At 64.5% G+C, this 23,487-nt stretch carries 21 protein-coding genes; 11 read left to right on the top strand and 10 right to left on the bottom strand.

All coding sequences use genetic code 11. From position 1 onward, the window contains the following. Positions 1-30: 30 nt before the first annotated feature. Together H146_RS0104475 and acnA are read right to left on the bottom strand one after the other, a co-directional pair. Positions 31-2,058, bottom strand: a complete 2,028-nt coding sequence (locus H146_RS0104475; RefSeq protein WP_019950663.1) for a S9 family peptidase — start codon at positions 2,056-2,058, stop codon at positions 31-33. Positions 2,059-2,407: 349 nt separating this feature from the next. Beyond that, positions 2,408-5,140 carry an aconitate hydratase AcnA gene (gene acnA, locus H146_RS0104470; protein ID WP_019950662.1) on the bottom strand — a complete coding sequence of 911 codons (2,733 nt, stop codon included), beginning with the start codon at positions 5,138-5,140 and terminating at the stop codon, positions 2,408-2,410. Positions 5,141-5,414: 274 nt separating this feature from the next. Here acnA and H146_RS0104465 point away from each other — a divergent pair, with 274 nt between their 5' ends. Then, positions 5,415-5,621, top strand: coding sequence for a zinc ribbon domain-containing protein (locus H146_RS0104465; RefSeq protein WP_019950661.1), 207 nt, complete (start codon positions 5,415-5,417; stop codon positions 5,619-5,621). A gap of 116 nt (positions 5,622-5,737) precedes the next feature. Next, positions 5,738-6,715, top strand: coding sequence for a thioredoxin-disulfide reductase (trxB, locus tag H146_RS0104460; protein WP_019950660.1), 978 nt, complete (start codon positions 5,738-5,740; stop codon positions 6,713-6,715). 101 nt (positions 6,716-6,816) lie between these two features. Here the strand turns inward: trxB and H146_RS0104455 are convergent, their stop codons facing one another. Further along, a complete protein-coding gene (locus tag H146_RS0104455; RefSeq protein ID WP_019950659.1) occupies positions 6,817-7,092 on the bottom strand; it encodes a SlyX family protein in 276 nt (91 codons plus the stop codon). Between the two features lie 139 nt (positions 7,093-7,231). On the opposite strand from H146_RS0104455, the gene H146_RS22285 reads away from it, so the two are divergent. Continuing rightward, positions 7,232-7,687 (top strand): cold-shock protein, encoded by a 456-nt coding sequence (locus tag H146_RS22285; protein ID WP_019950658.1) that lies wholly within the window; start codon positions 7,232-7,234, stop codon positions 7,685-7,687. A 90-nt stretch (positions 7,688-7,777) separates the two neighbouring features. Here H146_RS22285 and H146_RS0104445 read toward each other — a convergent pair whose 3' ends face one another. From H146_RS0104445 to map, 7 genes are all read right to left on the bottom strand, one after another. Continuing rightward, complete coding sequence (locus tag H146_RS0104445) at positions 7,778-8,722, bottom strand: choline ABC transporter substrate-binding protein (protein ID WP_019950657.1); 945 nt, start codon at positions 8,720-8,722, stop codon at positions 7,778-7,780. Positions 8,723-8,918: 196 nt separating this feature from the next. Next, positions 8,919-9,308, bottom strand: coding sequence for a hypothetical protein (locus H146_RS0104440; protein ID WP_019950656.1), 390 nt, complete (start codon positions 9,306-9,308; stop codon positions 8,919-8,921). A 4-nt stretch (positions 9,309-9,312) separates the two neighbouring features. Beyond that, positions 9,313-10,479 (bottom strand): succinyl-diaminopimelate desuccinylase, encoded by a 1,167-nt coding sequence (gene dapE, locus H146_RS0104435; RefSeq protein ID WP_019950655.1) that lies wholly within the window; start codon positions 10,477-10,479, stop codon positions 9,313-9,315. Further along, positions 10,466-11,491 (bottom strand): 2,3,4,5-tetrahydropyridine-2,6-dicarboxylate N-succinyltransferase, encoded by a 1,026-nt coding sequence (gene dapD / locus H146_RS0104430; protein ID WP_019950654.1) that lies wholly within the window; start codon positions 11,489-11,491, stop codon positions 10,466-10,468. Before dapD ends, dapE begins: the two co-directional genes overlap by 14 nt. Before the next feature lie 73 nt (positions 11,492-11,564). Further along, positions 11,565-11,912 (bottom strand): ArsC/Spx/MgsR family protein, encoded by a 348-nt coding sequence (locus H146_RS0104425; protein WP_019950653.1) that lies wholly within the window; start codon positions 11,910-11,912, stop codon positions 11,565-11,567. A gap of 79 nt (positions 11,913-11,991) precedes the next feature. Then, entirely contained in the window at positions 11,992-14,697 is a 2,706-nt protein-coding gene (locus H146_RS18410) for a [protein-PII] uridylyltransferase (RefSeq protein ID WP_019950652.1), read from the bottom strand. Positions 14,698-14,753: 56 nt separating this feature from the next. Then, a complete protein-coding gene (map, locus tag H146_RS0104415) occupies positions 14,754-15,542 on the bottom strand; it encodes a type I methionyl aminopeptidase (RefSeq protein WP_019950651.1) in 789 nt (262 codons plus the stop codon). A gap of 357 nt (positions 15,543-15,899) precedes the next feature. Between map and rpsB the strand changes: the two genes are divergently transcribed. The 8 genes from rpsB to rseP all read left to right on the top strand — a co-directional run bounded on the left by rpsB (position 15,900) and on the right by rseP (position 23,394). Then, the gene (gene rpsB, locus H146_RS0104410) at positions 15,900-16,640 is read left to right on the top strand and encodes a 30S ribosomal protein S2 (protein ID WP_156826697.1); all 741 of its coding nucleotides are present in this window, start codon (positions 15,900-15,902) and stop codon (positions 16,638-16,640) included. 102 nt (positions 16,641-16,742) lie between these two features. Next, a complete protein-coding gene (gene tsf, locus H146_RS0104405) occupies positions 16,743-17,612 on the top strand; it encodes a translation elongation factor Ts (protein WP_019950649.1) in 870 nt (289 codons plus the stop codon). A gap of 170 nt (positions 17,613-17,782) precedes the next feature. Then, a complete protein-coding gene (gene pyrH, locus H146_RS0104400; protein ID WP_019950648.1) occupies positions 17,783-18,526 on the top strand; it encodes a UMP kinase in 744 nt (247 codons plus the stop codon). Between the two features lie 64 nt (positions 18,527-18,590). Then, a complete protein-coding gene (gene frr / locus H146_RS0104395) occupies positions 18,591-19,148 on the top strand; it encodes a ribosome recycling factor (RefSeq protein WP_019950647.1) in 558 nt (185 codons plus the stop codon). A gap of 94 nt (positions 19,149-19,242) precedes the next feature. Next, positions 19,243-19,986, top strand: coding sequence for a polyprenyl diphosphate synthase (uppS, locus tag H146_RS0104390; RefSeq protein ID WP_019950646.1), 744 nt, complete (start codon positions 19,243-19,245; stop codon positions 19,984-19,986). Then, positions 19,979-20,776 (top strand): phosphatidate cytidylyltransferase, encoded by a 798-nt coding sequence (locus H146_RS0104385; RefSeq protein WP_019950645.1) that lies wholly within the window; start codon positions 19,979-19,981, stop codon positions 20,774-20,776. Before uppS ends, H146_RS0104385 begins: the two co-directional genes overlap by 8 nt. A 75-nt stretch (positions 20,777-20,851) precedes the next feature. Beyond that, positions 20,852-22,054 carry a 1-deoxy-D-xylulose-5-phosphate reductoisomerase gene (gene ispC, locus H146_RS0104380; protein ID WP_019950644.1) on the top strand — a complete coding sequence of 401 codons (1,203 nt, stop codon included), beginning with the start codon at positions 20,852-20,854 and terminating at the stop codon, positions 22,052-22,054. Then, entirely contained in the window at positions 22,045-23,394 is a 1,350-nt protein-coding gene (gene rseP / locus H146_RS0104375; RefSeq protein ID WP_019950643.1) for a sigma E protease regulator RseP, read from the top strand. The genes ispC and rseP overlap by 10 nt, the downstream gene beginning before the upstream one ends. Positions 23,395-23,487: the final 93 nt, after the last annotated feature.

Genomic DNA, 23,487 nt, shown 5'->3' with positions numbered 1-23,487 from the left:
GGAACGGGGCAGGGACGCCCCGTTACGCGCTCAGGTCTCTGTGGTGCCCTGCGCCAGGGCTTCGGCCAGCCCCGGCGAGTAGTCGGCGCCGTGGGGCACGGTGGCGGTCGAGGCGCTCAGAGCGTCACCGATCGGTTCGGCGCGACCGCCCAGATACTCGGCCAGAAACGCCTCGGTGATGGCGTTGAAGGCGATGTTGTTGGCCGGACGGGCGAAGCCGTGGCCCTCGTCGGGGAAGAGCACATAGGTGACCGGAATCGATTTTTCCGCCATCGCGGTGACGATCTGGTCGCTCTCGGCCTGCTTGACGCGCGGGTCGTTGGCTCCCTGGCCGATCAGCAGCGGGCGCTGAATGCGCTCCGCTCGGGTGAGCGGCGAGCGCTCTTCGAGCCAGGCGCGCCCCACCTCGGTGCCGGGGTCGGCCATGCGGCGATACATCTGTTGGCGGCCGGCTTCCCAATAGGGTGGAATGCTCTCCAGCAGGGTGGTGAGGTTCGAGGGGCCGACGATATCCACCCCGCAGGCGAATTTCTCGGGGGTCATGGTCAGGCCGGCGAGGGTGGCGTAGCCGCCGTAGGAGCCGCCCATGATCGCCACTCGCCCGGGATCGGCAACGTCGCGCTCGATCGCCCAGTCGACGGCGTCGATCAGATCGTCGTGCATTGCCGCGCCCCACTCGCCGTCACCGGCGGCGGTGAAGGATTTGCCAAAGCCGGTCGAGCCGCGATAGTTGACCGACAGTACTGCATAGCCGCGGTTGGCCAGCCACTGATGCATGCCGTTGCTGCCGTAGTCGTCGCGCGCCCAGGGGCCGCCATGTACCAGCAGCACCATCGGCAGCGGCCGTTCGGGGGCAGTGAAACCCTCGGCGTCGCTGCCGCGCGGCAGGCTGAGATAGGCGGTCAGGGTCAGGCCGTCGCGGGCAGTGATTTCCAGCGGGGTCATGCCCGCCAGCGGGGCGCCGGTCAGTTCCGGGCGGCTGACGAACAGCAGGGTCAGCTTGCGGCTGTCACGGTCGAAAAGCCGGGTTTCGGGGGGAGCGGTGACCGGGTCATTGACCACGATCCAGCGGCGGTCGTCGTCGCTGCGCGAGGTAACATGCACATCGCCGTCGAGCTGCTCGTCGAGAAAGCGCATCTCCTCGCCGATGGCGGCGTCGATGAAGTGCCACTCGGTGCGCAGGTAGTCGACCGCCCAGGCCTGGATATGCTGGCTGTCAGGGTCGGTCATCACGTCGGTGATATCCGCTTTCGGCGAGGCGGCGACCTCCTGCATGGAACCGCTCTCCAGGCTCTGAACCATCAGCGCGGCGGTATCGCGGCCGCGACTGTCGATCCAGTAGAGGGTGTCGCCGTCGCGGTTGAAGCCCACCGGGCCGGTGTTGGCGCTGTCCTCGAAGCTGATGCTGACGAAGGGCTCGCTTTCCACCTCGCCGTCCTGAATGCGGAAGAAATCCTCGCCGCCGTCGTCACGGGGCCGCTCGGCGATTCGGATGGCGAGCTGTTCATCGAGCAGAAAGCCGCCGTAGCCGTCGTTTTGCATCACCAGGGTCAGCTCGCCGCTCGACAGATCAAGGCGGTAGACGTCGTGCCAGCGCGGATCGCGGTCGTTGATGCCCACCATGATGTGATCCTGCACGTGACGACTGACGCCCAGCACCTGCACCCGTACGCCCTCCTGCGGGGTCAGGGTGCGCTGGGTCGCGCTCTCCACCTCGACGCCGAACAGGCGGAAGTTCTCGTCGCCTCCCTGGTCGTTGACGAAAAGCAGCTGGCGACTGTCCGGCGACCAGAAGTAGCTGCGAATGGGGCGAGTACGCTCGTCGGTCAGGGCGCGCGCGTCTTCGGGACTTTCGGTGGGCGCTACCCAAAGGTTGAGGACTTCGTTGACCGGCGCGATCCAGGAGAGCCAGCGGCCGTCGGGGCTGAGCCGACCCTGCACGCGGCTGGGGTTGCCGAACAGTCGCCGGCGTTCGATCAGCGGTACGTCCTCGGCGCCGCCGCCCGCGCTGTCAGTGGCACTCATCGGGGTGATCGGGGCCGGATGCATCCAGCGCATGAGAAACTCCTTGACGCAAAATGGGTCATTGCCTCGGCGTATCGAGGCGTCATGCCCCCAGCATAACGCAGTGTGGGCGCGCGGGCCGATCGATCGGTTAGCAAGACCTTATTGGGCCGCACCGCTATATGCCTATAAAATATCAATCATCCCATCTTTTATTACTTTCAGGAGTTGTCTTATGACGCAGACGAGGGCTTACGCGGGGGGCCAGCGCTCTCTGCCGTTAGCGCCGGTTGAGCTGTGGTCAGGTTGCCGAGCGGCGGAGCACGAAAAAGGCCGCTATCGCGGTGGATAGCGGCCCTTCGTTGTGATCGATACCGGCCGCCGAGCGGCCGGCACGAAAGGCTTACAGCATGCTGCGCAGTACGTAGTGCAGGATGCCGCCGTGGCGGAAGTAAGCGAGCTCGTTGGCGGTGAAGATGCTGCAGACCGCGTCGATCTCCTTGCTGTTGCCATCCTCGAAGGTGATCGACACCTTCACTTTGGCGTTGGGCTCGATATCGCTCAGACCGCTGATGCTGACGGTTTCGTTGCCGGTCAGACCCAGTGAGTTGCGATCCTCGCCTTCGGGGAACTGCAGCGGCAGCACGCCCATGCCGATCAGGTTGGAGCGGTGGATACGCTCGTAGGATTCGGCGATCACCGCACGCACGCCCAGCAGGCGTGTGCCCTTGGCCGCCCAGTCGCGCGATGAGCCGGTGCCGTACTCCTTGCCGGCGATCACGACCAGCGGGGTGTCGCTCTCGGCGTATTTCATCGCGGCGTCGTAGATGGCCATCTGTTCGCCGGAGGGCACGTGGCGGGTAAAGCCGCCCTCGACGCCGTCGAGCATCTCGTTGCGGATGCGCACGTTGGCGAAGGTGCCGCGCATCATCACCTCGTGATTGCCACGCCGCGAACCGTAGGAGTTGAAGTCCTTGACTGCTACCCCGTTCTCCTGCAGATAGCGCCCCGCCGGGCTGTCCGGCTTGATCGAGCCGGCCGGCGAGATGTGGTCGGTAGTCACCGAGTCGCCCAGCCTGGCCAGCACGCGCGCCTCTTTAACGTCCTCGACCGGTGCCGGCTCGCGATCCATGCCTTCGAAGAAGGGAGGATGCTGGATGTAGGTGGAGTCCTTCGACCACTCGTAGACTTCGCCTTCGGTGATGTCGATCGACTGCCACGCCTCGTCGCCGTCGAACACCTCGGCGTACTCCTTGCGGTACATGTCGCTGCGTACGCGCTCGACCGCCTCGGCGATCTCCTTCTGCGACGGCCAGATATCCTTCAGATAGACCGGGTTGCCGCTGTTGTCCTTGCCCAGCGCGTCCTTCGAGATATCGATACGGACGTTACCGGCCAGCGCATAGGCGACCACCAGCGGCGGCGAGGCGAGCCAGTTGGTCTTGACCAGCGGATGGATGCGGCCTTCGAAGTTACGGTTACCCGACAGCACCGAGGCGACCGTCAGGCTCTCGTCCTGAATCGCCTGGTCGATCGGTTCGGGCAGCGGCCCGGAGTTGCCGATGCAGGTGGTGCAGCCGTAACCCACCAGGTTGAAACCGAGCTTGTTGAGCGGCTCCTGGAAACCGGCGGTGGCGAGGTAGTCGGTGACCACCTTGGAGCCGGGCGCCAGCGACGTCTTGACCCAGGGCTTGCTGACCAGGCCCTTTTCGACTGCCTTTTTGGCCAGCAGACCGGCGGCCATCAGCACGCTGGGATTGGAGGTGTTGGTGCAGGAGGTGATGGCAGCGATCACCACGGCGCCATCCTGCAGGCGGAACTTCTCGCCCTTGTAGTCGACGTTGGGCTCTTCATCGAAACTGTTGTCGACAAAGGGCGCGGTGCTGCCGCCTTCACCCTGCCAGCGATTCTCTTCCTGGTTCGAGGCGTCCTTTGACTGATCGGCCAGCAGCTTCTCGAACGTGCTGCTCATGTCGGTGAGCGCGACGCGATCCTGCGGGCGCTTGGGGCCGGCCAGGCTCGCCTCGACCTCGTTCATGTCGAGATAGAGGGTATCGGTGAAGATCGGCTCATGGCCGGGTTCGCGCCACAGGCCCTGCTCCCGGGCGTAGGCCTTGACCAGATCGATCTGCTCCTGACTGCGGCCGGTGAGCTTCATGTAGTTCAGGGTCTCTTCATCCAGCGGGAAGAAACCGCAGGTAGCGCCATACTCCGGTGCCATGTTGGCGATGGTGGCGCGATCCGCCAGCGGCAGATCCTTGAGGCCGTCACCGTAGAACTCGACGAACTTGCCGACCACGCCGCGCTTGCGCAGCATCTGGGTCACGGTCAGTACCAGGTCGGTGGCGGTGATACCCTCGCGCAGCTTGCCCTCGAGCTTGAAGCCGACCACTTCCGGGATCACCATCGATACCGGCTGGCCCAGCATCGCCGCTTCCGCTTCGATACCGCCAACGCCCCAGCCGAGTACGCCAAGGCCGTTGATCATGGTGGTGTGGGAGTCGGTGCCCACCAGGGTGTCGGGGAAGGCGAAAGTCTTGCCATCTTCCTCTTTGGTCCACACCGACTTGCCGAGATATTCGAGGTTGACCTGGTGACAGATGCCGGTGCCCGGCGGCACGACGCGGAAGTTGTCGAACGCCTGCTGGCCCCAGCGCAGGAACTCGTAGCGCTCCAGGTTGCGCTCCATCTCGATTTTGACGTTATCCTCGAACGCTTGCGGATTGCCGTAGTCATCGACCATCACCGAGTGGTCGATGACCAGATCGACGGGGGAGAGCGGGTTGATCCGCGAAGGCTTTTCGCCCAGTTTGGCAACGGCGTCACGCATGGCGGCCAGGTCGACCACGCCGGGAACACCGGTGAAATCCTGCATCAGTACGCGGGCCGGGCGATAGCCGATCTCGTGGCTCGACTTCGCTTCCTGCTGCCAGTCGACCAGCGCCTGGATGTCGTTTTCGGTGGCGGTTTCGCCATCCTGAAAGCGCAGCTGGTTCTCCAGCAGCACCTTCAGCGTGAAGGGCAGACGCGTGATGTCGCCATACTGCTCGGCGGCTTTTTTCAGGCTGTAATAGTGATAGGTCTGATCGCCTACCTTGAGTTCATTGAGCGTATCCTGGGCGTTGTCGGTGCTCATGAAACCTCCTCATCATCTGGTTTCCGGCCGGCGGCGCCTTTTCCCGATGCATACGCCAGAATGCGGGGTGGACAGGGCCGGCAGGCTGTATCCGGTAAGGGTCGTGCCACGGTCGAGTGCTCGACGGTGATGCCGGACAATGCAGTATAGTCGGCGAAGCGGCGGTTGACTGCACCATGAACGTTTCGCCGGATTGTCGACAAACTGTGATCCTAGCATATTCGCGGTTCGGTCATATAGTTTCAATTCCTTGTCATGAGTGTGGTGACTTCCCATGTGCGACCAATGGTTGAGCTGGCAGCAGGAAGGCTGCCCGCACTGCGGTGCAGCCAATGACATTCCCGTCGATATCAGCCAGGGCTCTCACGAGACCTGGGTCGACTGTCACTGGTGCTGTGCGCCCATCATGGTGGCGATAACCGTATCGCCGCTGGATGACACCCTCGAGTCGGTGGTGCTCAAGCGCGACGACGAGGTGTAGAGGTGACGGGCGAGGGCGGCCCGGCGCTGCTCGCAGGCCGCATGCAGCACTGAAGTACGTCGCCGCCGGTGCTACAATCGCGTCCATCACGCGATACACTTTTTATCGAGGTTGTCATGAGCGAAGCGAGCCACCATCCGCTGATCATTCTGGGTTCCGGACCGGCCGGGTATTCGGCGGCGGTTTATGCCGCACGGGCCAATCTGTCGCCGCTGCTGCTCACCGGCATGGAGATGGGCGGCCAGTTGACCACCACGACGGATGTCGACAATTGGCCGGGTGACGACAGCGGGGTCCAGGGCCCTGAGTTGATGGAGCGTATGCGCCGTCATGCCGAGCGCTTCGAGACCGACATCCGTATTGACCATATTCATACGGCAACCCTGAGCGAACGGCCCTTCAGACTGGAGGGCGACAACGGTGTCTACAGCTGCGATTCGCTGATCATTGCCACCGGTGCCAGCGCCCTCTATCTGGGGCTGGAGTCGGAGGAGAAGTTCCGCGGTCAGGGGGTTTCGGCCTGCGCCACCTGCGACGGCTTTTTCTATCGCAACAAGGAGGTCGTGGTGGTCGGCGGTGGCAATACCGCCGTCGAGGAGGCGCTGTATCTCTCCAATATCGCCTCGAAGGTCACGCTGGTGCATCGTCGCGATAGCCTGCGGGCCGAGAAGATCATGCAGCAGAAGCTTCAGGAGCGTGTCGACAGCGGCAGCATCGAGATGGCGTGGAATACCACGGTCGACGAGGTGCTGGGCGATGACTCCGGGGTGACCGGCGTGCGGCTCAAATCGGTGGCTGATGGCACCATCCGCGAGTTGAACGCGCCGGGGCTGTTCGTGGCGATCGGCCACCGCCCCAACACCGGACTGTTCGCCGGTCAGCTGGAGATGCGCGACGGCTATATCCAGGTAAAGTCGGGGCTGGAGGGTAATGCCACCGCGACCAGTATTGCGGGCGTATTCGCCGCCGGCGACGTTGCCGATCATGTCTATCGACAGGCCATCACCTCGGCTGGCAGCGGCTGCATGGCGGCACTGGATGCCGAGCGCTTTCTCGACGATCTCGATCCCTCGGTGCCGCACTCGGCCTGGTAGGCGAGCGGGACAACATCCTGCCACGAACGAAAGCCCGGCACGGTGCCGGGCTGCTGGGTATCGCCAAAAGGGGTGAAAAGAGCGCCGCCGCGCTGTTCATCTCAGTAGTGTGGTGGGCGCTCGTCACTCCCCTCCGGCTCGCCGCCGAGCGCCTCCAGCGCACTGCGGTGCTCACCCAGCCGCGTCGCCATCAGCTGGCACCGACGCTCGAGGCGTTCGATGGTAGCCGATTGATGGATCAGCGTTTGATCAAGGCGCTCGAGCCAGTTTTCCTGCCAGGCGAGGCGGCTTTCCAGGTCGTCGACGCGCGCTAGCACCCGCTCAAGCGTAGTGTCAATCGTCGTGTTAGAATCGTCGCGCTGCGGGGGACTTTCCATGAGAGGGTTCTGCCGTGGTCGGTGACGTGTCGCAAGGCCGTTGCCGTGTCGACACTTCGGTACAAACGGTATCAGGGAACATCCGGAGTGACGACGTCTGTTTTTCAAAAAATCCTTATAGTTGCAACAGAGTATCGTCATGAGTGCAAAAACCGTCTGGCGCTGTACCTTTATCAGCCTGCTGCTGGCGCTGGCCATGCCGTTGCTGGCTGGTTTTTTCCTTTATATTGCAAGTCCTTCTGCCCTTGCCGCCCTCGGCGGCAGCCCGGGCATCGTATCCACCTGGGCGCTTGTCTCGATGGCGGCCTTCATCGTGCTGGAGATTGCTACCCTGGTCATGCATATATTGACGCCCGCGCTCTCCAACGTTGTCGATGTGGAGAACGACGATCGTGAGATCGGTGTCGTCAAGTGGTTCAATGTCAACAAGGGCTATGGCTTTATCGCCCGCGATGGCGGTGAGGACGTTTTCGTCCACTTCCGCGCCATTCGCGGCAAGGGGCATCGTACCCTGGCCGAGGGGCAGCGCGTGCGCTACCACTCGGTGCAGAACGAGCGGGGCCTGCAGGCCGAGGATGTGACCGTCATCACCTGAGACGTCATCACGCCCGTATCGGCAAACGGCCGACAGCACAGCGCCCCTGCCGGGAAACCGGCAGGGGCGCTGTGATTGCGCGGCTGTCGCTCAGCCTTCGTTCAGCGCGCTGCGTACCGCGGCAGCGCCGGGCTGGCCGTCCAGCGTCTCGACGCCATCCAGCCATTCGTCGAGCAGTGCATCATGCTCGCGCAGATACCGGCGCGCCGCGACTCGCGGCTCGGTGCCGTCGTTCATGATCTCACCCATCAGCCGGTTTTCCATCTCCAGCGTGAAGGTCATGTTGTTGAGCAGCGTGGCGATATTGGGGCACTGCTCGGCGTAGCCGCCGCGAGTGTTGGTATAGACGGTGGCGCCGCCCATGTCGGGGCCGAAGTAGTCATCGGCGCCGCTCAGATAGGCGATGTCGAAGTTGCTGTTCATCGGATGAGGCGCCCAGCCGAGAAACACCATCCACTCCTGATCCGGCACGCTGGCGCGCAGGGTGGCCAGCATGCCGGCCTCGCTCGAGTCGATCAGCTGCCAGTCGCCGAGATCAAAGGCGTCGTCGTCGATCATCTGCTGGATCAGGACGTTGCCGTCGTTGCCCGCTTCGATGCCGTAAATGCGATGATCGAAGCGGTCGGCGTGGTCGTTCAGATCGGCGACCGAGGTAACGCCGGCGTCATACACATACTGCGGCACCGCCAGGGTGTACTTGGCACCCTCGAGGTTGGCGACCAGCCGGTCGACGCTGCCCTCCTCGATGTAGGGGTCGCTGATGGAGGCCATCGACGGCATCCAGTTGCCCAGAAAGACGTCGAAGTCGTCGTTGGCCAGGCCGGTGTAGGCGATCGGTACCGAGACCGTATCGGTGGTGGCCTCGTAGCCGAGCCCCTCGACGACTTCACTGGCCAGCGCCGTGGTGGCAGTGATGTCGGTCCAGCCCACCTCGGCAAAGCGTACGGTGCTGCAGTCGTTGGCCGAGGCCGACAGCGGCAGGCCGGCGCCGAGTGCGACAACGCCCAGCCAGCGTAGCGTCGTGGTGTTATGCATCCCTTTGGCTCCTTGATATGACGATAGCGCGCAACCGGGGTGTGCCACGCGATATTTTTATTGAATGTCCATTTATGAAATAACGCCTCACCCATAATAGTGATTTATAGCGCGATAACAAGTTGTTGCAACCGAGCGCGGGGGCTCGGTGCTGCCGCAGAAGGCCTGAACGGAAAAAGCAGTAGGGCAGGGCGCTTCAGGCGCCGGCATCGGGCCAGTGGATGACGCCCTCGCTGCCATCGGGTTTGACCTGAAAAAAGCGGTCGGGATCGTCGCCGGGCTGCCAGCCGCCCAGTGAGCAGCGCACCTCGCACTCGAGTTGGCGGCTCGCCTCGCGGGCGCAGTCGGCATCGCGCGGCCAGGGGGTGCGGTCGCTGTCGAGCCACAGGCTGGCGAAGCGGTCGGCGGCCGCTTCCACCAGCAGGATCGGCAGCGGCAGGCCATCGCACTGCGGCAGCGCACGCCACTGGCGTTTGCCGGCGCGCTCCAGCCTCACCGGTGCCTGCAGGGCGTCGCTCAGCCAGGCGGCGATACGTTCGATGTCGCTGCAGTCGAGATAGACTTCGATATCCGGGTAGTGCTCCATGGCGTCACCGCATCAGCTGATCGAGGGTGAATTCCAGCGCCTCGCTCATCAGGTCGAGATCGCCGGCACGGATGCGCTCGTCGCGCTGATGAATGGTGGCGTTGCAGGGCCCGAGTTCGATCACCTGCGGCCCCAGGGTAGCGATAAAGCGGGCATCGGAGGTGCCGCCGCCGGTGGAGAGCGTCGGCCGTTGACCGGTGAGGCGTTCGAGCGCCGTAGTAACCGCCTCGGTGAGCTCCCCCGGACGGGTCAGAAAGGGCTCGCCGGAGAGCTGCCAGTCGATGGCGTAGTCGAGCCCGTGTGCCGCCAGCACGGCCTCGATGCGGCTTTTCAGGGTGTCGGCGTCGCTTTCGGTGGAGAAGCGCAGGTTGAACGTCACTTCCAGCTCGCCGGGGATCACGTTGTTGGCGCCGGTGCCGGCATGAAGGTTGGAGATCTGAAAGCTGGTGGGCGGGAAGAAGTCGTTGCCGCTGTCCCAGTGCTGCCTGACCAGCTCGTCGAGCGCCGCCAGCGCCTGGTGGACAGGGTTGCGGGCGCGCTGCGGATAGGCCACGTGGCCCTGTACGCCCTGAACCCGCAGTACGCCGTTGAGCGAGCCGCGCCGGCCGTTCTTGATCACGTCACCAAATTGCGACTCCGAGGAGGGCTCGCCGACGATGCAGTAGTCGAGGCGTTCGCGGCGCTGGTGCAGTATGTCGACCACCGCGCGGGTACCGTCGATCGCCGGGCCCTCCTCGTCGCTGGTGAGCAGAAAGGCGAGGCGTCCGGGATGATCCGGGTGGCGGGCGATAAAGCGCTCCACGGCGGTCACCATTGCCGCCAGTCCGCCCTTCATGTCGGCGGCGCCGCGCCCGCGCAGCCAGCCGTCGGCGTCGATTCGGGGCGCAAAGGGGGGCGTGTGCCACAGCGCTTCGGCGCCGACGGGCACCACATCGGTGTGGCCTGCCAGCACCAGCGTCGGGCCGTTGGCGGCGTCGCCGCGCACGGCCCAGAGGTTGCGCACGTCGCCCCGGTCGAGCCATTCGAGCTCGAAATCCAGCGCCGCCAGCCGCTCGCCGATCAGCGTCTGGCAGCCGGCATCGTCGGGGGTCAGCGAGCGGCGCTCGAGCAGTGCCAGTGCCAGCTGCAGGGTGGCGCTGTGCGAATGCGCCACGGTCTCAGTTGTGGGCATGGAGGGCGTCGTTGAGCGCCACGGCGCTTTTGTTGGTGCGACACTCCAGGCGTCCGGTGACCGAGTGGCGAATGAACAGCAGGTCGCTCTGGCCGGCCAGCTCGCGGGCCGCCACCGTCTCGACCAGCTCGCCCTTGTCGTCGAGCACCGCGACCTTCGCGCCGGCGGTGATATAGAGACCGGCTTCCACCGTGCAGCGATCGCCCAGCGGAATGCCGATGCCGGCGTTGGCGCCGATCAGGCAGTTTTCGCCGGTGCCGATGACGATGTTGCCGCCGCCGGAGAGCGTGCCCATGGTGGAGGCACCGCCGCCCAGGTCGGAGCCGCTGCCCAGCATCACGCCGGCGGCGATGCGGCCTTCGACCATGCCGGGCCCCGCGGTGCCGGCGTTGAAGTTGCAAAAGCCCTCGTGCATGACGGTGGTGCCTTCGCCCAGATAGGCCCCCAGGCGCACGCGGGCGGTATCGGCGATACGAACGCCCCCGGGCACCACGTAGTCGGCCATTTTGGGGAACTTGTCGACGCAGTCGACGGACAGCGCTCGCCCTTCCAGGCGCGCGCGCAGGCGGCGATCGTTGAGCTCGCCGATGTCGATGGCGCCCTCGCTGCTCCAGGCGATGTTCTTCAAAAGGGCGAACATGCCGTCGAGTTTAATGCCGTGGGGTTTGACCATGCGGTGCGACAGCAGATGCAGCTTGAGATACACCTCGGGCACGCTCTCGGGGGGGCGGTCCTCGGCGAGGAACATGGCGACCAGCGGGCGGCGGCTGGCGGCCATGGCGCGGGCGATCTCGCCCTGGTCGGTGAGTCCTTCGTGCTCCAGCGCTTCGGCGAGGCTCTCGCAGTGCTCGGGCAGGAAGCTCACCGCGACGTTGCCCTCGGGGGCACCCAGGGTGTCACGCAGGGTTTTGACGATACCGGCATCGGGCTGGTGCAGCGGTGCGGGATAGTAGACTTCCAGCCACTCTCCCTTGAGGTTCTGGGTGCCGACGCCCAGGGCAAAGCTCAGCATGGGGAACTCCTTGAAAATGGTGACAGGCACAAAAAGGCGCGCTCCGAGTGCCGGGCGCGCAAAATAAAGACGATCAGTCGCCGTAGTGCGCAACCTCGGCGCCGATCAGTATCGCGTTGCCGCTGTCGAGCAGCGGGCGACGGATCAGCGTCGGCTGCTCGCGCATCAGCGTCAGTGCGCGGTCGCGGTCGATGCCGTCGCGGCTGGCCTGATCCAGCTGGCGCCAGGCGCTGCTGCGCCGGTTGAGCAGTTCCTGCCAGTCGCGTTCGGCGGCAAGGCGGGTGAGCAGGGCGTCGTCGAGCTCGCCGCGCTCGGCGAGTCGGCGCAGGTCGATCATCTCGACCGCAAGGCCACGCCCCTCCAGGGTGCGGCGGGCGCGTCGGCAGCTGTCACAGTTGGCAAGGCCGTAGAGCTTGAGCATGCAGTCTGATCCGTCGGTGCTGTGTGCAGGCAAGGCGGCGATTATAGGCGCCCCGGCAGGCGCGGCTCAAATCGGTCGCTCAGGCGTCCTGCTGGCGGGTGACGCCGGCTTCGGCATTGAGCACCGCGCACAGCTCGTCGCGCAGGGCGTGCTGCAGTGCAGGATCGACCAGTGGCATGCCCTCGGTGTCGGTAATGAAAAAGACGTCCTCGACCCGCTCGCCGAGGGTGGCGATGCGCGCCATCGACAGCGCGATGTCAAAGCGCATGAAGATCTGCCCGACCCGTGCCAGCAGTCCCGGACGGTCGGCGGCGATCAGTTCCAGCACGGTGCGGCCGTTGGCGTCGTCCTGTTCGATCAGCACCCGCGTCGGTACGCGGAAATGTCTGAGCTGGCGCGAGGTGTGGCGCCGCACGATGCGCGGATAGTCGTCGGGGTCGTCGAGCTCCTCGACAAGATGCTGGCGAATCTCACCGAGCCGCCCGGGGTCGCGGATGGCGCTGCCGTCTTCATCGAGCAGGATAAAGGTGTTGAGGGTCCAGTCGTGACTGGAGGTGGCGATACGCGCGTCGTGGATCGACAGTCCCAGCTGGTCGATGGCGGCGGCGGTGGCGGCAAACAGATTGTTGGCCGAGCGCGTGTGCACGAACACCTTGGTGCCGCCGTCGGTCATCTCTGCGGTGGGCGCGCTGATCAGCACCAGCGGTACACTATCGCTCCCGGCTTCCAGGATGCCTCGGGTGTGCCAGACGATCTCGCTGGCGCTGTACTGCAGGAAGTAGTCATCGCCCAGCGTCTGCCACAGCGTCTCGACCGGCCGGCAGTCGCCGCCCATGCAGTTGATCAGGGCGCGCGCCTCGTCGCGGGTCTCCTCGATCCGCTCGCTGCGGTGGAGCGGATTTTCCAGGCCGCGGCGCAGTACCCGGCGGGTTTCGTTGTGCAGCTGACGCAGCAGCGCGGCGCGCCAGCTGTTCCATAGTGTCGGGTTGGTGGCGTTGATATCGGCCACGGTGAGCAGATAGAGGTAGTCCAGATGGACTTCGTCCTGCATCACGCCGGCGAACTCGCGAATTACTTCCGGGTCGCTGATATCGCGCTTCTGGGCGGTGGTCGACATCAGCAGATGGTGCTCGATCAGCCAGCTCACCAGCTGGGTGTCGCGCCGCGGCAGGCCGTGGCGGGTGCAGAACGACTGCACGTCGCGGGCCCCCAGCAGGGAGTGATCGCCGCCGCGTCCCTTGGCAATATCATGATAGAGCCCGGCGATCCACAGCAGCTCCAGCTTGGGCAGACGACCGATCAGGGCGGCGCACAGCGGATACGCTTCGCGCCCCCCTGGCGTGCGGAACTGCTCGATGGCTGCCAGCACCCGCAGGGTGTGGGCGTCGACGGTGTAGATGTGGAACAGATCGTGCTGCATCAGGCCGATGATGTGGCCAAAACGCGGCAGATACTTGCCGAGGATGCCGTAGCGCGCCATGCGCCCCAGCTCGCGCGCCACCTGACCACCGCTGCGTAGCAGCTCCATGAACAGGCTGCGATTTCTGAGGTCGGCGCGAAAGCTGTTGTCGATCAGGTGGCGATGGTCGCGAATGGCGCGAATGGTCTCGGCGCGCACGCCCTCGATGTCGGGATGCTGGGCGAGCAGCACGAACATCTCGATCAGCGCTGAAGGGCGGCGTTTGAAAACGTTGGCGCTGCGAATGCGCAGATAGCGGCCGTGTATCTCGAAGCGGTCGTTGAGCGGTGTGATGGCCGGCGCTTCATCGCCCTGCAGAATATTTTCGTCGAAATGCTGCATCAGCATGTCGTTGAGCTCGGCAAGCGCCGTCACCACGCGATAGTAGCGGCGCATGAACTCCTCCACGCCGAGCCGCTCGTGGGTGTCGCGGTAGCCGAACAGGGCGGCGATGGCGCGCTGGTTGTCAAACAGTAGACGGTCCTCGGCGCGCCCTGTGATCATGTGCAGGGCGTAGCGGACCTGCCACAGGAAGGCGCGGCTCTGGCTGGCGATGCGCAGATCGGAGTCGGTCATGAAGCCGCGTGCCACCAGCTCCTCGATGAGATCGGCACCGAAGTGGCGCTTGGCGATCCAGCCCACGGTCTGGATATCGCGCAGACCGCCGGGAGAGCTCTTGACGTTGGGTTCGAGATGATACTCGGAGTCGTTGAAGCGCCGGTAGCGGCTGCGCTGCTCCTCCAGCTTGGCGCGATAGAAGACGTCGCTGTCCCACATCCGCTCGCGCGACAGGCGCCGGCGCATCTCCTCCAGCAATCTTTCGGGACCGGCCAGGGTGCGGGTTTCGAGCAGGTTGGTGATGACGGTGACGTCGTCGCGTGCCTCGCGCTCGCAGTCATCGAGCGAGCGCACGCTGTGGCCGATCTCCAGGCCGATATCCCACAGCAGCGTGATGAACTCGCTCAACGGCCCGCGGCAGGGGCTGTCGTCGTTGTGCTCGAGCAGCACCATCAGGTCGATGTCGGAGTTCGGATGCAGCTCGCCGCGGCCGTAACCGCCCACCGCGATCAGCGCAACGCCGTCGCCGGGCCACTCGAAGCGCTGCCACAGCAGCGCCAGCAGCTGGTCGATGCACCAGGCTCGGCCGAAGACCAGGTCGCGAATATCGGCGCCGCTCCGGAAGCGCTCGTCGAGGCGCCGGCGCAGGTCGTCGAGGGTATCGCGAACGGCGGCAACCGGTGAGTCGTCACGTTCGAGCTGCGCGCTCAGGGAAACCGTATCGATCAGGCTGTCATCGGCAATGAAGCGGTAGTGGTGAAGCAGCATGGGCGGAGTATCGTCAGCCTTGGATGTTGTTGTGGGGCCCCGTCGCGCATCACCGCTCAGTCATGAAGAAAACTCAGGTCCTCGTCATGGCGGGCGGTGGTGACTTCGATGCCATCGGCGGTGATCACCAGGGTATGCTCCCACTGCGCCGACAGGCTCTTGTCGCGGGTCACCGCGGTCCAGCCATCCTTGAGCACCCTGGTCTGCCAGCCGCCGGCGTTGATCATCGGCTCGACGGTCAGGCACATGCCCGCTTCGAGTACGGCGTCGTTGTGCTCGCCGTAGCCGTTATAGTGCAGCACCTGCGGATCCTGATGAAACTGCGAGCCGATGCCGTGGCCGCAGAAGTCGCGTACCACGCTGTAGCCATTCTGGTGGGCATGGGTCTCGATTGCACGGCCGATGTCGGAAAGCCGGGCACCGGGGCGCATGACCTTCATTCCCGCGTAGAGACACTCCTGCGTGACTCGCGACAGGCGCTCGCCGCGAATGTTCTCACCCACCACGAACATGCGGCTGGTGTCGCCGTAGTAGCCCTCCTTGATCAGCGTAACATCGATATTGAAGATATCGCCCTTTTTCAGTTTCTTGCCGAAGTCGGGAATGCCGTGACAGACCACATGGTTGAGGGAGATGCAGGTGGCGTGCTGATAGCCGTGGTAGCCGATGGTAGCGGAGATGGCGCCCAGTTCGTCTTCCAGGTAGCGCTGGCAGAGGCGGTCGATCTCGCCGGTGGAGATGCCGGGGCGAATATGCGCCTCGATCATCTCCAGCACGCTGGCGGCCAGCCGTCCGGCGATACGCAGTTTTTCGATCTCTTCAGCACTATGGATGGGGATATTCATGTCGTCTCGTGGTTGACGGGCGCGTCACGCTCTCTGCTGGCAGGCGGCCTGCAGCGGCGGTGACGCCCGGAAGAAAATAGCGCCGCACGATGGCGTCGCGGAGACTATCCCGGCGGCCACCGACAAGGTTCGGCTTCATCATGGCGGTGATGTATGGTATAAAGCCGCGCGTTTTCCTGCAATCCATCGACTGCGAGGCAACAAGTGCCAGGCGCAGCTGATGCCGGGAGAGCGTTTCAACCACACAGAGACCACACACGTACCGTCACATGGTCCCGGGTGCCGCCGTCGCCGCCACAGGTGCAGCGGTTGGATCCATGGGGTTCGTGGAGGCTTAACCCGATACTCAGGAGAGTCATCATGTCAGTCAATATGCGCGATCTGCTCAAGGCGGGTGCCCACTTCGGCCACCAGACCCGCTACTGGAATCCGAAGATGGGCAAGTACATCTTCGGGGCGCGTAACAAGATTCACATCATCAACCTCGAACATACGCTGCCGGCGATCAATGAAGCCACCGCAGTGGTCGAGCGCATGGCCGCCAACAACAACAAGATCATGTTTGTTGGCACCAAGCGCGCCGCCGCCAAAATCGTTGCCGAGGAGGCGCGCCGCGCCGGTCAGCCGTTCGTCAATCACCGCTGGCTGGGCGGCATGCTGACGAACTACAAGACCATTCGTCAGTCGATCAAGCGTCTGCGCGAGCTGGAAGCCATGCACGAGGACGGCACCTTCGACAAGCTGACCAAGAAGGAAGTCCTGATGGCAACCCGCGAGCAGGAGAAGCTCGAGCGCTCCATCGGCGGTATCAAGGACATGGGCGGTCTGCCGGACGTGATGTTCGTGGTGGACGTCGACCATGAGCGGATCGCCATCAACGAGGCCAACAAGCTGGGTATCCCGGTTATCGGCGTGGTGGATTCCAACTCCGATCCGGATGGCGTCGACTACGTCATTCCCGGCAACGACGATTCGATCCGCGCCATTCAGATCTATGTGCGCGCCATCGCCGACGCCTGCGCGAAGTCGAAAGAGGGCCGCCCGGACGAGTTTGTCGAGGTTGACGAAACCGCCGATGCCGAGGCCACTTCCGACTGAGTCGGCCCCGGGGCAAGTGTCGTCCGCGCCGCCAGCGGCGCCGAAGGGGGCTTGCGGGCCCCCTTGTTGTGACATTCAGACTTGAATACAGAGGTTAATCACATGGCAGCTATCAGCGCATCTCAGGTCAAGGAACTGCGCGAACGCACCGGGCTTGGCATGATGGAGTGCAAAAAGGCGCTCACCGAAGCCGACGGCAATATCGACACCGCGATCGACAACCTGCGCAAGAACGCCGGGCTCAAGTCGGCCAAAAAGGCCGGCCGTGTCGCTGCCGAGGGCGCGGTGCTGACGCGCGTCTCCGACGACGCCAGCACCGCCGTGATGCTGGAGGTCAACTCCGAGACCGATTTCGTCTCGCGCGATGACAATTTCCGCGACTTCGCCAATGAAGTGCTCAACAAGGTGTTCGACACGCGTAGCGAAGACGTCGCGATCATCATGGACGGTGAGCTGGAAGAGGCGCGCGCTCAGCTGGTGCAGAAGATCGGCGAGAATATCACCGTGCGTCGTGCCGCCGTGATCGAAGCTCCCGAGGGCGGCAGCGTCGGTGCCTATGTGCACGGCGACCGCATCGGTGCCGTTGTCGTGCTCAAGGGTGGCAATCAGGAAGTGGCGCGCGATATCGCCATGCACGTGGCGGCCATCAACCCGTCGGTATCGCATCCCGAGAAGATGCCGCAGGCAGAGCTCGACGGCGAGAAGGCGATCATCATGGCGCAGCCCGACATGGCCGGCAAGCCCGCCGAAATCGCCGAGAAAATGGTGCAGGGCCGGCTGAAGAAGTACCTTGCCGAGAACAGCCTGGTCAACCAGCCGTTCGTCAAGGACCAGAACCAGACGGTCGCCGAGTACGCCAAAGAGGCCGGCGCCGAAGTGGAGAGTTTCCTGCGCTTCGAGGTCGGCGAAGGCATCGAGAAGGAAGAGGTCGACTTCGCCAAAGAGGTCATGGAACAGGCGCGTCGCGGTTGAGAGCGCGGCCTGTTTTGCCATGCTGTCGGCCGGTCCGATCGATCGACGGCATTATCGAAGGCGTGCGTTCGCGCACGCTTTCGTGTATCTGCCCCCGGTGAGCGACCGGCGACGGTCATCGGTGGCGGCGCATCACTTTTCTCCGTCCCGGGTCATCAGGAGGATGCCACATGCCCCCCAATGCGGAACGCAACGCCAAGTACAAGCGTATCCTGCTCAAACTGTCAGGCGAGGCGCTGACCGGCGAGCAGGAGTTTGGTATAGACCCCAAGGTGCTCGATCGCATGGCGCTGGAGATCGGCCAGCTGGTCGGTATCGGCGTGCAGGTCGGCATGGTGATCGGCGGCGGTAACCTGTTTCGCGGTGCGGCGCTGCATGCCGCCGGCATGGAGCGGGTGACGGGTGACCACATGGGTATGTTGGCCACTGTGATGAACGCGCTGGCGATGCGCGACGCCCTGGAGCGCGCCAATATTCGCTCGCGGGTCATGTCGGCGATTCCCATGAGCGGCGTGGTCGAACATTACGACCGGCGTACCGCCATCCGCTATCTCACCGCCGGCGACGTGGTGATCTTCTCTGCCGGTACCGGCAACCCCTTCTTCACCACCGACAGCGCCGCCTGTCTGCGCGGAATCGAGATCGACGCCAACGTGGTACTCAAGGCCACCAAGGTGGATGGTGTCTATGACCGCGACCCGGTACGTTACCCGGAGGCGACCAAATACCAACGGCTCAGCTACGACGATGTTCTCGATCAGAAACTGGGCGTGATGGATTTGACCGCCATCTGCCTGGTGCGTGACCATTCGATGCCGGTTCGCGTCTTCGATATGTCCCGTCGGGGCGCGCTTTTGAACCTCGTCATGGGCGGTCGTGAAGGTACCATCGTCGACGAAGGGCCGTCGCAGTAGCAGGGAAGTGCTGGCATCGCCCTGTCGGTCAGTATTGCCATCAGTCAGAGCAGAGGGTTTACACGTGATCAACGAGATTCAGAAAGACGCCGAGAGCCGCATGAGCAAGAGCGTCGAGGCGCTTCACGGCAGCTTCAACAGGATTCGTACCGGCCGCGCTCACCCGAGTATTCTCGATGCAGTGCGGGTCGAGTACTACGGCGCCGAGATGCCGGTCTCGCAGGTGGCCAACGTCAATGTCGAGGACGCCCGCACGCTCGCCGTGATCCCGTGGGAGAAGTCGATGGTGCAGAAGGTCGAAAAAGCGATCATGACCGCTGACCTGGGCCTCAACCCGGCGACTGCCGGCACCGTCATCCGCGTACCCATGCCGCCGCTGACCGAGGAGACCCGCAAGGGCTATATCAAGCAGGCCCGTTCGGAAGCGGAAAGCGCCCGGGTCGCGGTACGCAACGTGCGTCGCGATGCCAACAACGAGGCCAAATCCCTTCTCAAGCAGAAGGAGATCACCGAGGACGAGGAGCGTCAGGCCGAAGACAATATTCAAAAGCTGACCGATCGTTTCATTGCCGATATCGACAAGGCGCTCGAACACAAGGAACATGACCTGATGCAGGTCTGAGCGCAGAGGTGTCCTGCCGCCAAACGCTGCTGTCCGGTTTCCGGCGCTGTCTTCATTTGTCCACGCAGTGCTGCCTCGTGCCCCGTGAGATGCCATGACGTCTGATTCGATCACCAATCTGCCTGGCCATGTCGCCATTATCATGGATGGCAACAACCGCTGGGCGAGACATCACGGTCTTTCCGGGGTGCGCGGCCACCATGCCGGCGTCGAGTCGGTGCGCGCCGTCATTCGGCGCGCGGCAGAGCATCGGCTCAAGGCGGTAACCCTGTTCGCCTTCTCCAGCGAAAACTGGAAGCGACCGGAGCACGAGGTGAGTGCCCTGATGGAGCTTTTCATCATGGCGCTCAAGCGCGAAGTGTCGCGTTTGCACAAAAACGGCATTCGGCTGAGTGTGATCGGCGAGCGCTCGCCGCTTTCGGCGCCGCTCAATCGTGCCATCGAACACGCCGAGTCGTTGACCTGTCACAACCGCGGGCTGCACCTGGTGGTGGCGGTCAACTATGGCGGCCGCTGGGACATCGCCAGCGCCGCGCGGCGGCTGGCGCAGCGTGTCGAGAACGGCGATCTCTGTTCCGACGCGATCGACGAAGCTGCTTTTGCCGGCGAGATGGCCCTCGATGACGTGCCGGATGTGGATCTCTGCATCCGTACCAGCGGCGAGCAGCGTATCAGCAACTTTCTGCTCTGGCAGATGGCCTACGCCGAGTTCTATTTTTCACCGCTTTACTGGCCGGATTTTGATGCCGAAGCCTTCGATGAGGCGCTGCGGGTCTACGCCGGGCGCAAGCGCCGTTTCGGTATGACCGACGAACAGATCGAGGTTCAGGGTGCTTAAACAACGCGTGCTCACGGCGCTGGCCATCGGTCCCGCCTCGCTGATTCTTCTCTTCACCCTGGGGGGCGGCTGGTATGCCACCTTCGTGGGCGTTCTGATCGCCGCCTGCGGCTGGGAGTGGTCCAATCTTGCCGGGGCCGAGTCGACCAGCGAGCGGGCGCTTTCGGCGGTATCGCTGGTGGCGTTGATGGCGCTGGCCTGGTCGAGCGGCATTGCCACCCATGTCTGGCCGCTGTGGTTCGCGCTGGCGGGCTGGCTGGCGTGCCTCTACTGGGTGATTCGCTACCCGCGGCGCAGCGAGCAGTGGGGCAGCCGCGCGGCGCGCTACGTGATGGGGCTTTGGGTGCTGCTGCCGTGCTGGGTGGCGCTGGTACTGCTGCGTGAGTCACCGCTGTGGCTGCTCTACGTGCTGTTTGTGGTGTGGGGGTCGGATATCGCCGCCTACTTCGCCGGCCGCGCTTTCGGCAGGCGCAAGCTGGCGCCGCGAGTCAGTCCCGGCAAGTCGTGGGCGGGCGTCTACGGTGCGCTGGCGGCAACCCTGGTGCTGGCGCTGATCATGGCACTGTGGCAGGGCTTTGGCGTCGGCCAGACGCTATGGCTGATGATTATCAGCGCGGTGGTGACCGGCGCTTCGGTGCTGGGCGATCTCACCGAGAGCATGCTCAAGCGTTTTCGCGGCATCAAGGATTCCGGTAATCTGCTGCCGGGCCATGGTGGCCTGCTCGACCGGGTCGACAGCCTGACCGCCGCTATTCCCATTTTTGCGCTGCTGGCACCGTGGGTCAGCTGACTGTCGCCTTTCTCCGGCGTCTATCCAGTGCACCCGGGCCGTGACGCCCGGGGCAGTTCTCTCGGGGAGTCCGCCATGCAGACGATAACCCTGCTGGGCGCTACCGGTTCGATCGGTAGCAGCACGCTCGACGTTCTCGCGCGTCATCCGCAGCGCTATCGGTTGCATGCGCTGACCGCCCACGAAAGCCACGACAAGCTGCTGGCGCTGTGTCTCGAGCATCGGCCCGAGCGGGCGGTGCTGGGCAGCGAAGCGGGGGCGCGCTGGCTGGCCGATGCGCTGCGTGAGGCGGGTTGCGATGTCGAGGTGAGCTGGGGCGAGGCAGCGCTGTGTGAAGTGGCGGCCGAGGCCGATACGGTGGTGGCGGCGATTGTCGGCGCCGCCGGCCTGCAGCCGACGCTTGCGGCGGTACGCGCCGGGCGCCGGGTGCTGCTGGCCAACAAGGAGGCGCTGGTAATGAGCGGTGCGCTGTTCATGGCCGAGGTCGAGCGCTGCGGCGCCGTGCTGCTGCCGCTCGACTCCGAGCACAATGCCATTTTTCAGTGCCTGCCCCGCGAGCACCGCGGCGGCCTTGGCCGCCACGGCATCACGCGGCTGCTGCTGACCGCCTCCGGTGGCCCTTTCCGCGAGTTCGATGCCGCGGCGCTGGCGCGGGTTACTCCCGAGCAGGCCTGCGCTCATCCCAACTGGTCGATGGGACGCAAGATCTCGGTCGACAGCGCCACCCTGATGAACAAGGGGCTGGAACTGATCGAGGCGTGCTGGCTATTCGACGCCCGTCCCGAGCAGATCGAGGTGGTGGTGCACCCGCAGAGCGTGATTCACTCCATGGCTGCCTACAGCGACGGCTCGGTGCTGGCGCAACTGGGTAACCCCGATATGCGCACGCCGATCGCCCATGCGCTGGCCTGGCCGGAGCGCATCGATGCCGGCGTCGAGGCGCTGGATCTGTTCGCGGTGGCGCGTCTCGACTTTCAACCCCCCGATATGCAGCGATTTCCCTGTCTGCGGCTGGCCCGCGAGGCAATCTCGGCAGGCGGTACGGCGCCGGCGATCCTCAACGCCGCCAACGAGGTGGCCGTCGAGGCCTTTCTCGCCGGGCGCATTGGCTTTACCGAGATCGCTGCGCTGGTAGCGCGGGCGCTGGAGGAGATCGAAAGCGTCTCGGCGGATGGGCTGGAGACCATAATGGCCCACGACCGCTCCGCGCGGCGGATGGTGCAGGCGCTGATCGACGAGGGTGCGGCGGTAACGGTGGAGAGAGTGCCATGGGGGTAATACAGAACATTGCCGCGGTGATCGTCGTGCTGGGCGTGCTGATCACCATTCATGAGTTCGGCCATTTCTGGGTGGCACGGCGCTGTGGCGTTCATGTGCTGCGCTTCTCGGTGGGCTTCGGTAAACCGCTGGTATCGCGCGTCGACCGCCACGGCACTGAATTCGCGCTGGCCGCCATTCCACTGGGTGGCTATGTCAAGATGCTCGATGAGCGCGAGGGCCCGGTCGACCCCGCCGAGCAGCACCGCGCCTTCAATCGCAAGTCGGTCTATCGCCGCATTGCCATCGTGGCGGCGGGGCCGCTGGCCAACTTCATACTCGCTGTCTTCGCCTACTGGGTCATGTTCATGGTGGGTACCACCACGGTAGTCCCCATGGTCGGCGAGGTGACGCCCGGCTCACCCGCTGATCGTGGCGGCCTCCAGCAGGGCCAGCAGATCGTCGCCGTCGAGGGGCGTGACACGCCCAGCTGGAGCGATATCAATCTGGCGCTGGTAGGCGAGATCGGTACCACCGGCGAGCTGACGATGACCACCCGCAGCGAGGCCGGTGGCAGCGTTGAGCATCGCCTGCCGGTGGAACGTTTCATGGTTCGCCAGGAGCCGCCACAGCCGCTGCAGACGCTGGGTTTTACCCCCTGGCGGCCCGATGTGGCACCGCTCATCGGGCGCGTGCTGGAGGATGGCCCGGCGGCGCGCGGTGGCCTGCAGGCCGGCGACCGGGTGGTGGCGATCGACGGTGAGCCGATCGCGCAGTGGGGCGATCTGGTAGCCAGGGTGCGCGCTGCGGCCGGCGACGCCCTGAACGTGACCGTCGAGCGTGACGGTGTGCGCCGCGAACTGACCATCACTCCCGAGGTCAATGAGCAGGGGGGCGAGCGCAGCGGTTACATCGGTGCCGCGGCGACACAGGCAGCCTGGCCCGAGCAGTATCAGCGCACCCTGTCGTGGGGACCGCTGGGCGCAGTGGGTCAGGCACTTGAGCGTACCGGTGAAATGACCGCGTTGACCGTTGGGTCGATCGGCAAGATGATCACCGGCCTGATTGCTCCCTCCAACCTCTCCGGGCCGATCACCATCGCCCGGGTGGCGGGAGATTCGGCGCGCTCCGGGATAGAGAGCTTTATCAGTTTTCTGGCCTATCTCTCCATCAGCCTGGGTGTGCTCAACCTGCTGCCGATTCCAGTGCTGGATGGTGGTCATCTGGTCTACTACCTGATCGAGGCGGTACGCGGCCGGCCGGTCTCGGAGCGCGTCCAGGCTGTAGGCCTGCGGATCGGCATGGCGCTGGTCGCTTCGCTGATGCTGATGGCCTTCTATTTTGACATTATGCGACTGTGAGCGCGGTTGCCACGCTCGCCACCGAGCACGGCGCTTGTCAGGGTGGTGGGGTTGTGTATAAGGTGCCTGTTCGAATCAGCGGGCGGAATTCCG

The sequence above is a fragment of the Kushneria aurantia DSM 21353 genome (assembly GCF_000382245.1).
In the GTDB taxonomy this organism is placed as follows: Bacteria; Pseudomonadota; Gammaproteobacteria; order Pseudomonadales; family Halomonadaceae; genus Kushneria; species Kushneria aurantia.
Note: the sequence above shows the minus strand (reverse complement) of the source record. Positions and strands in the feature narration are given on the sequence as shown.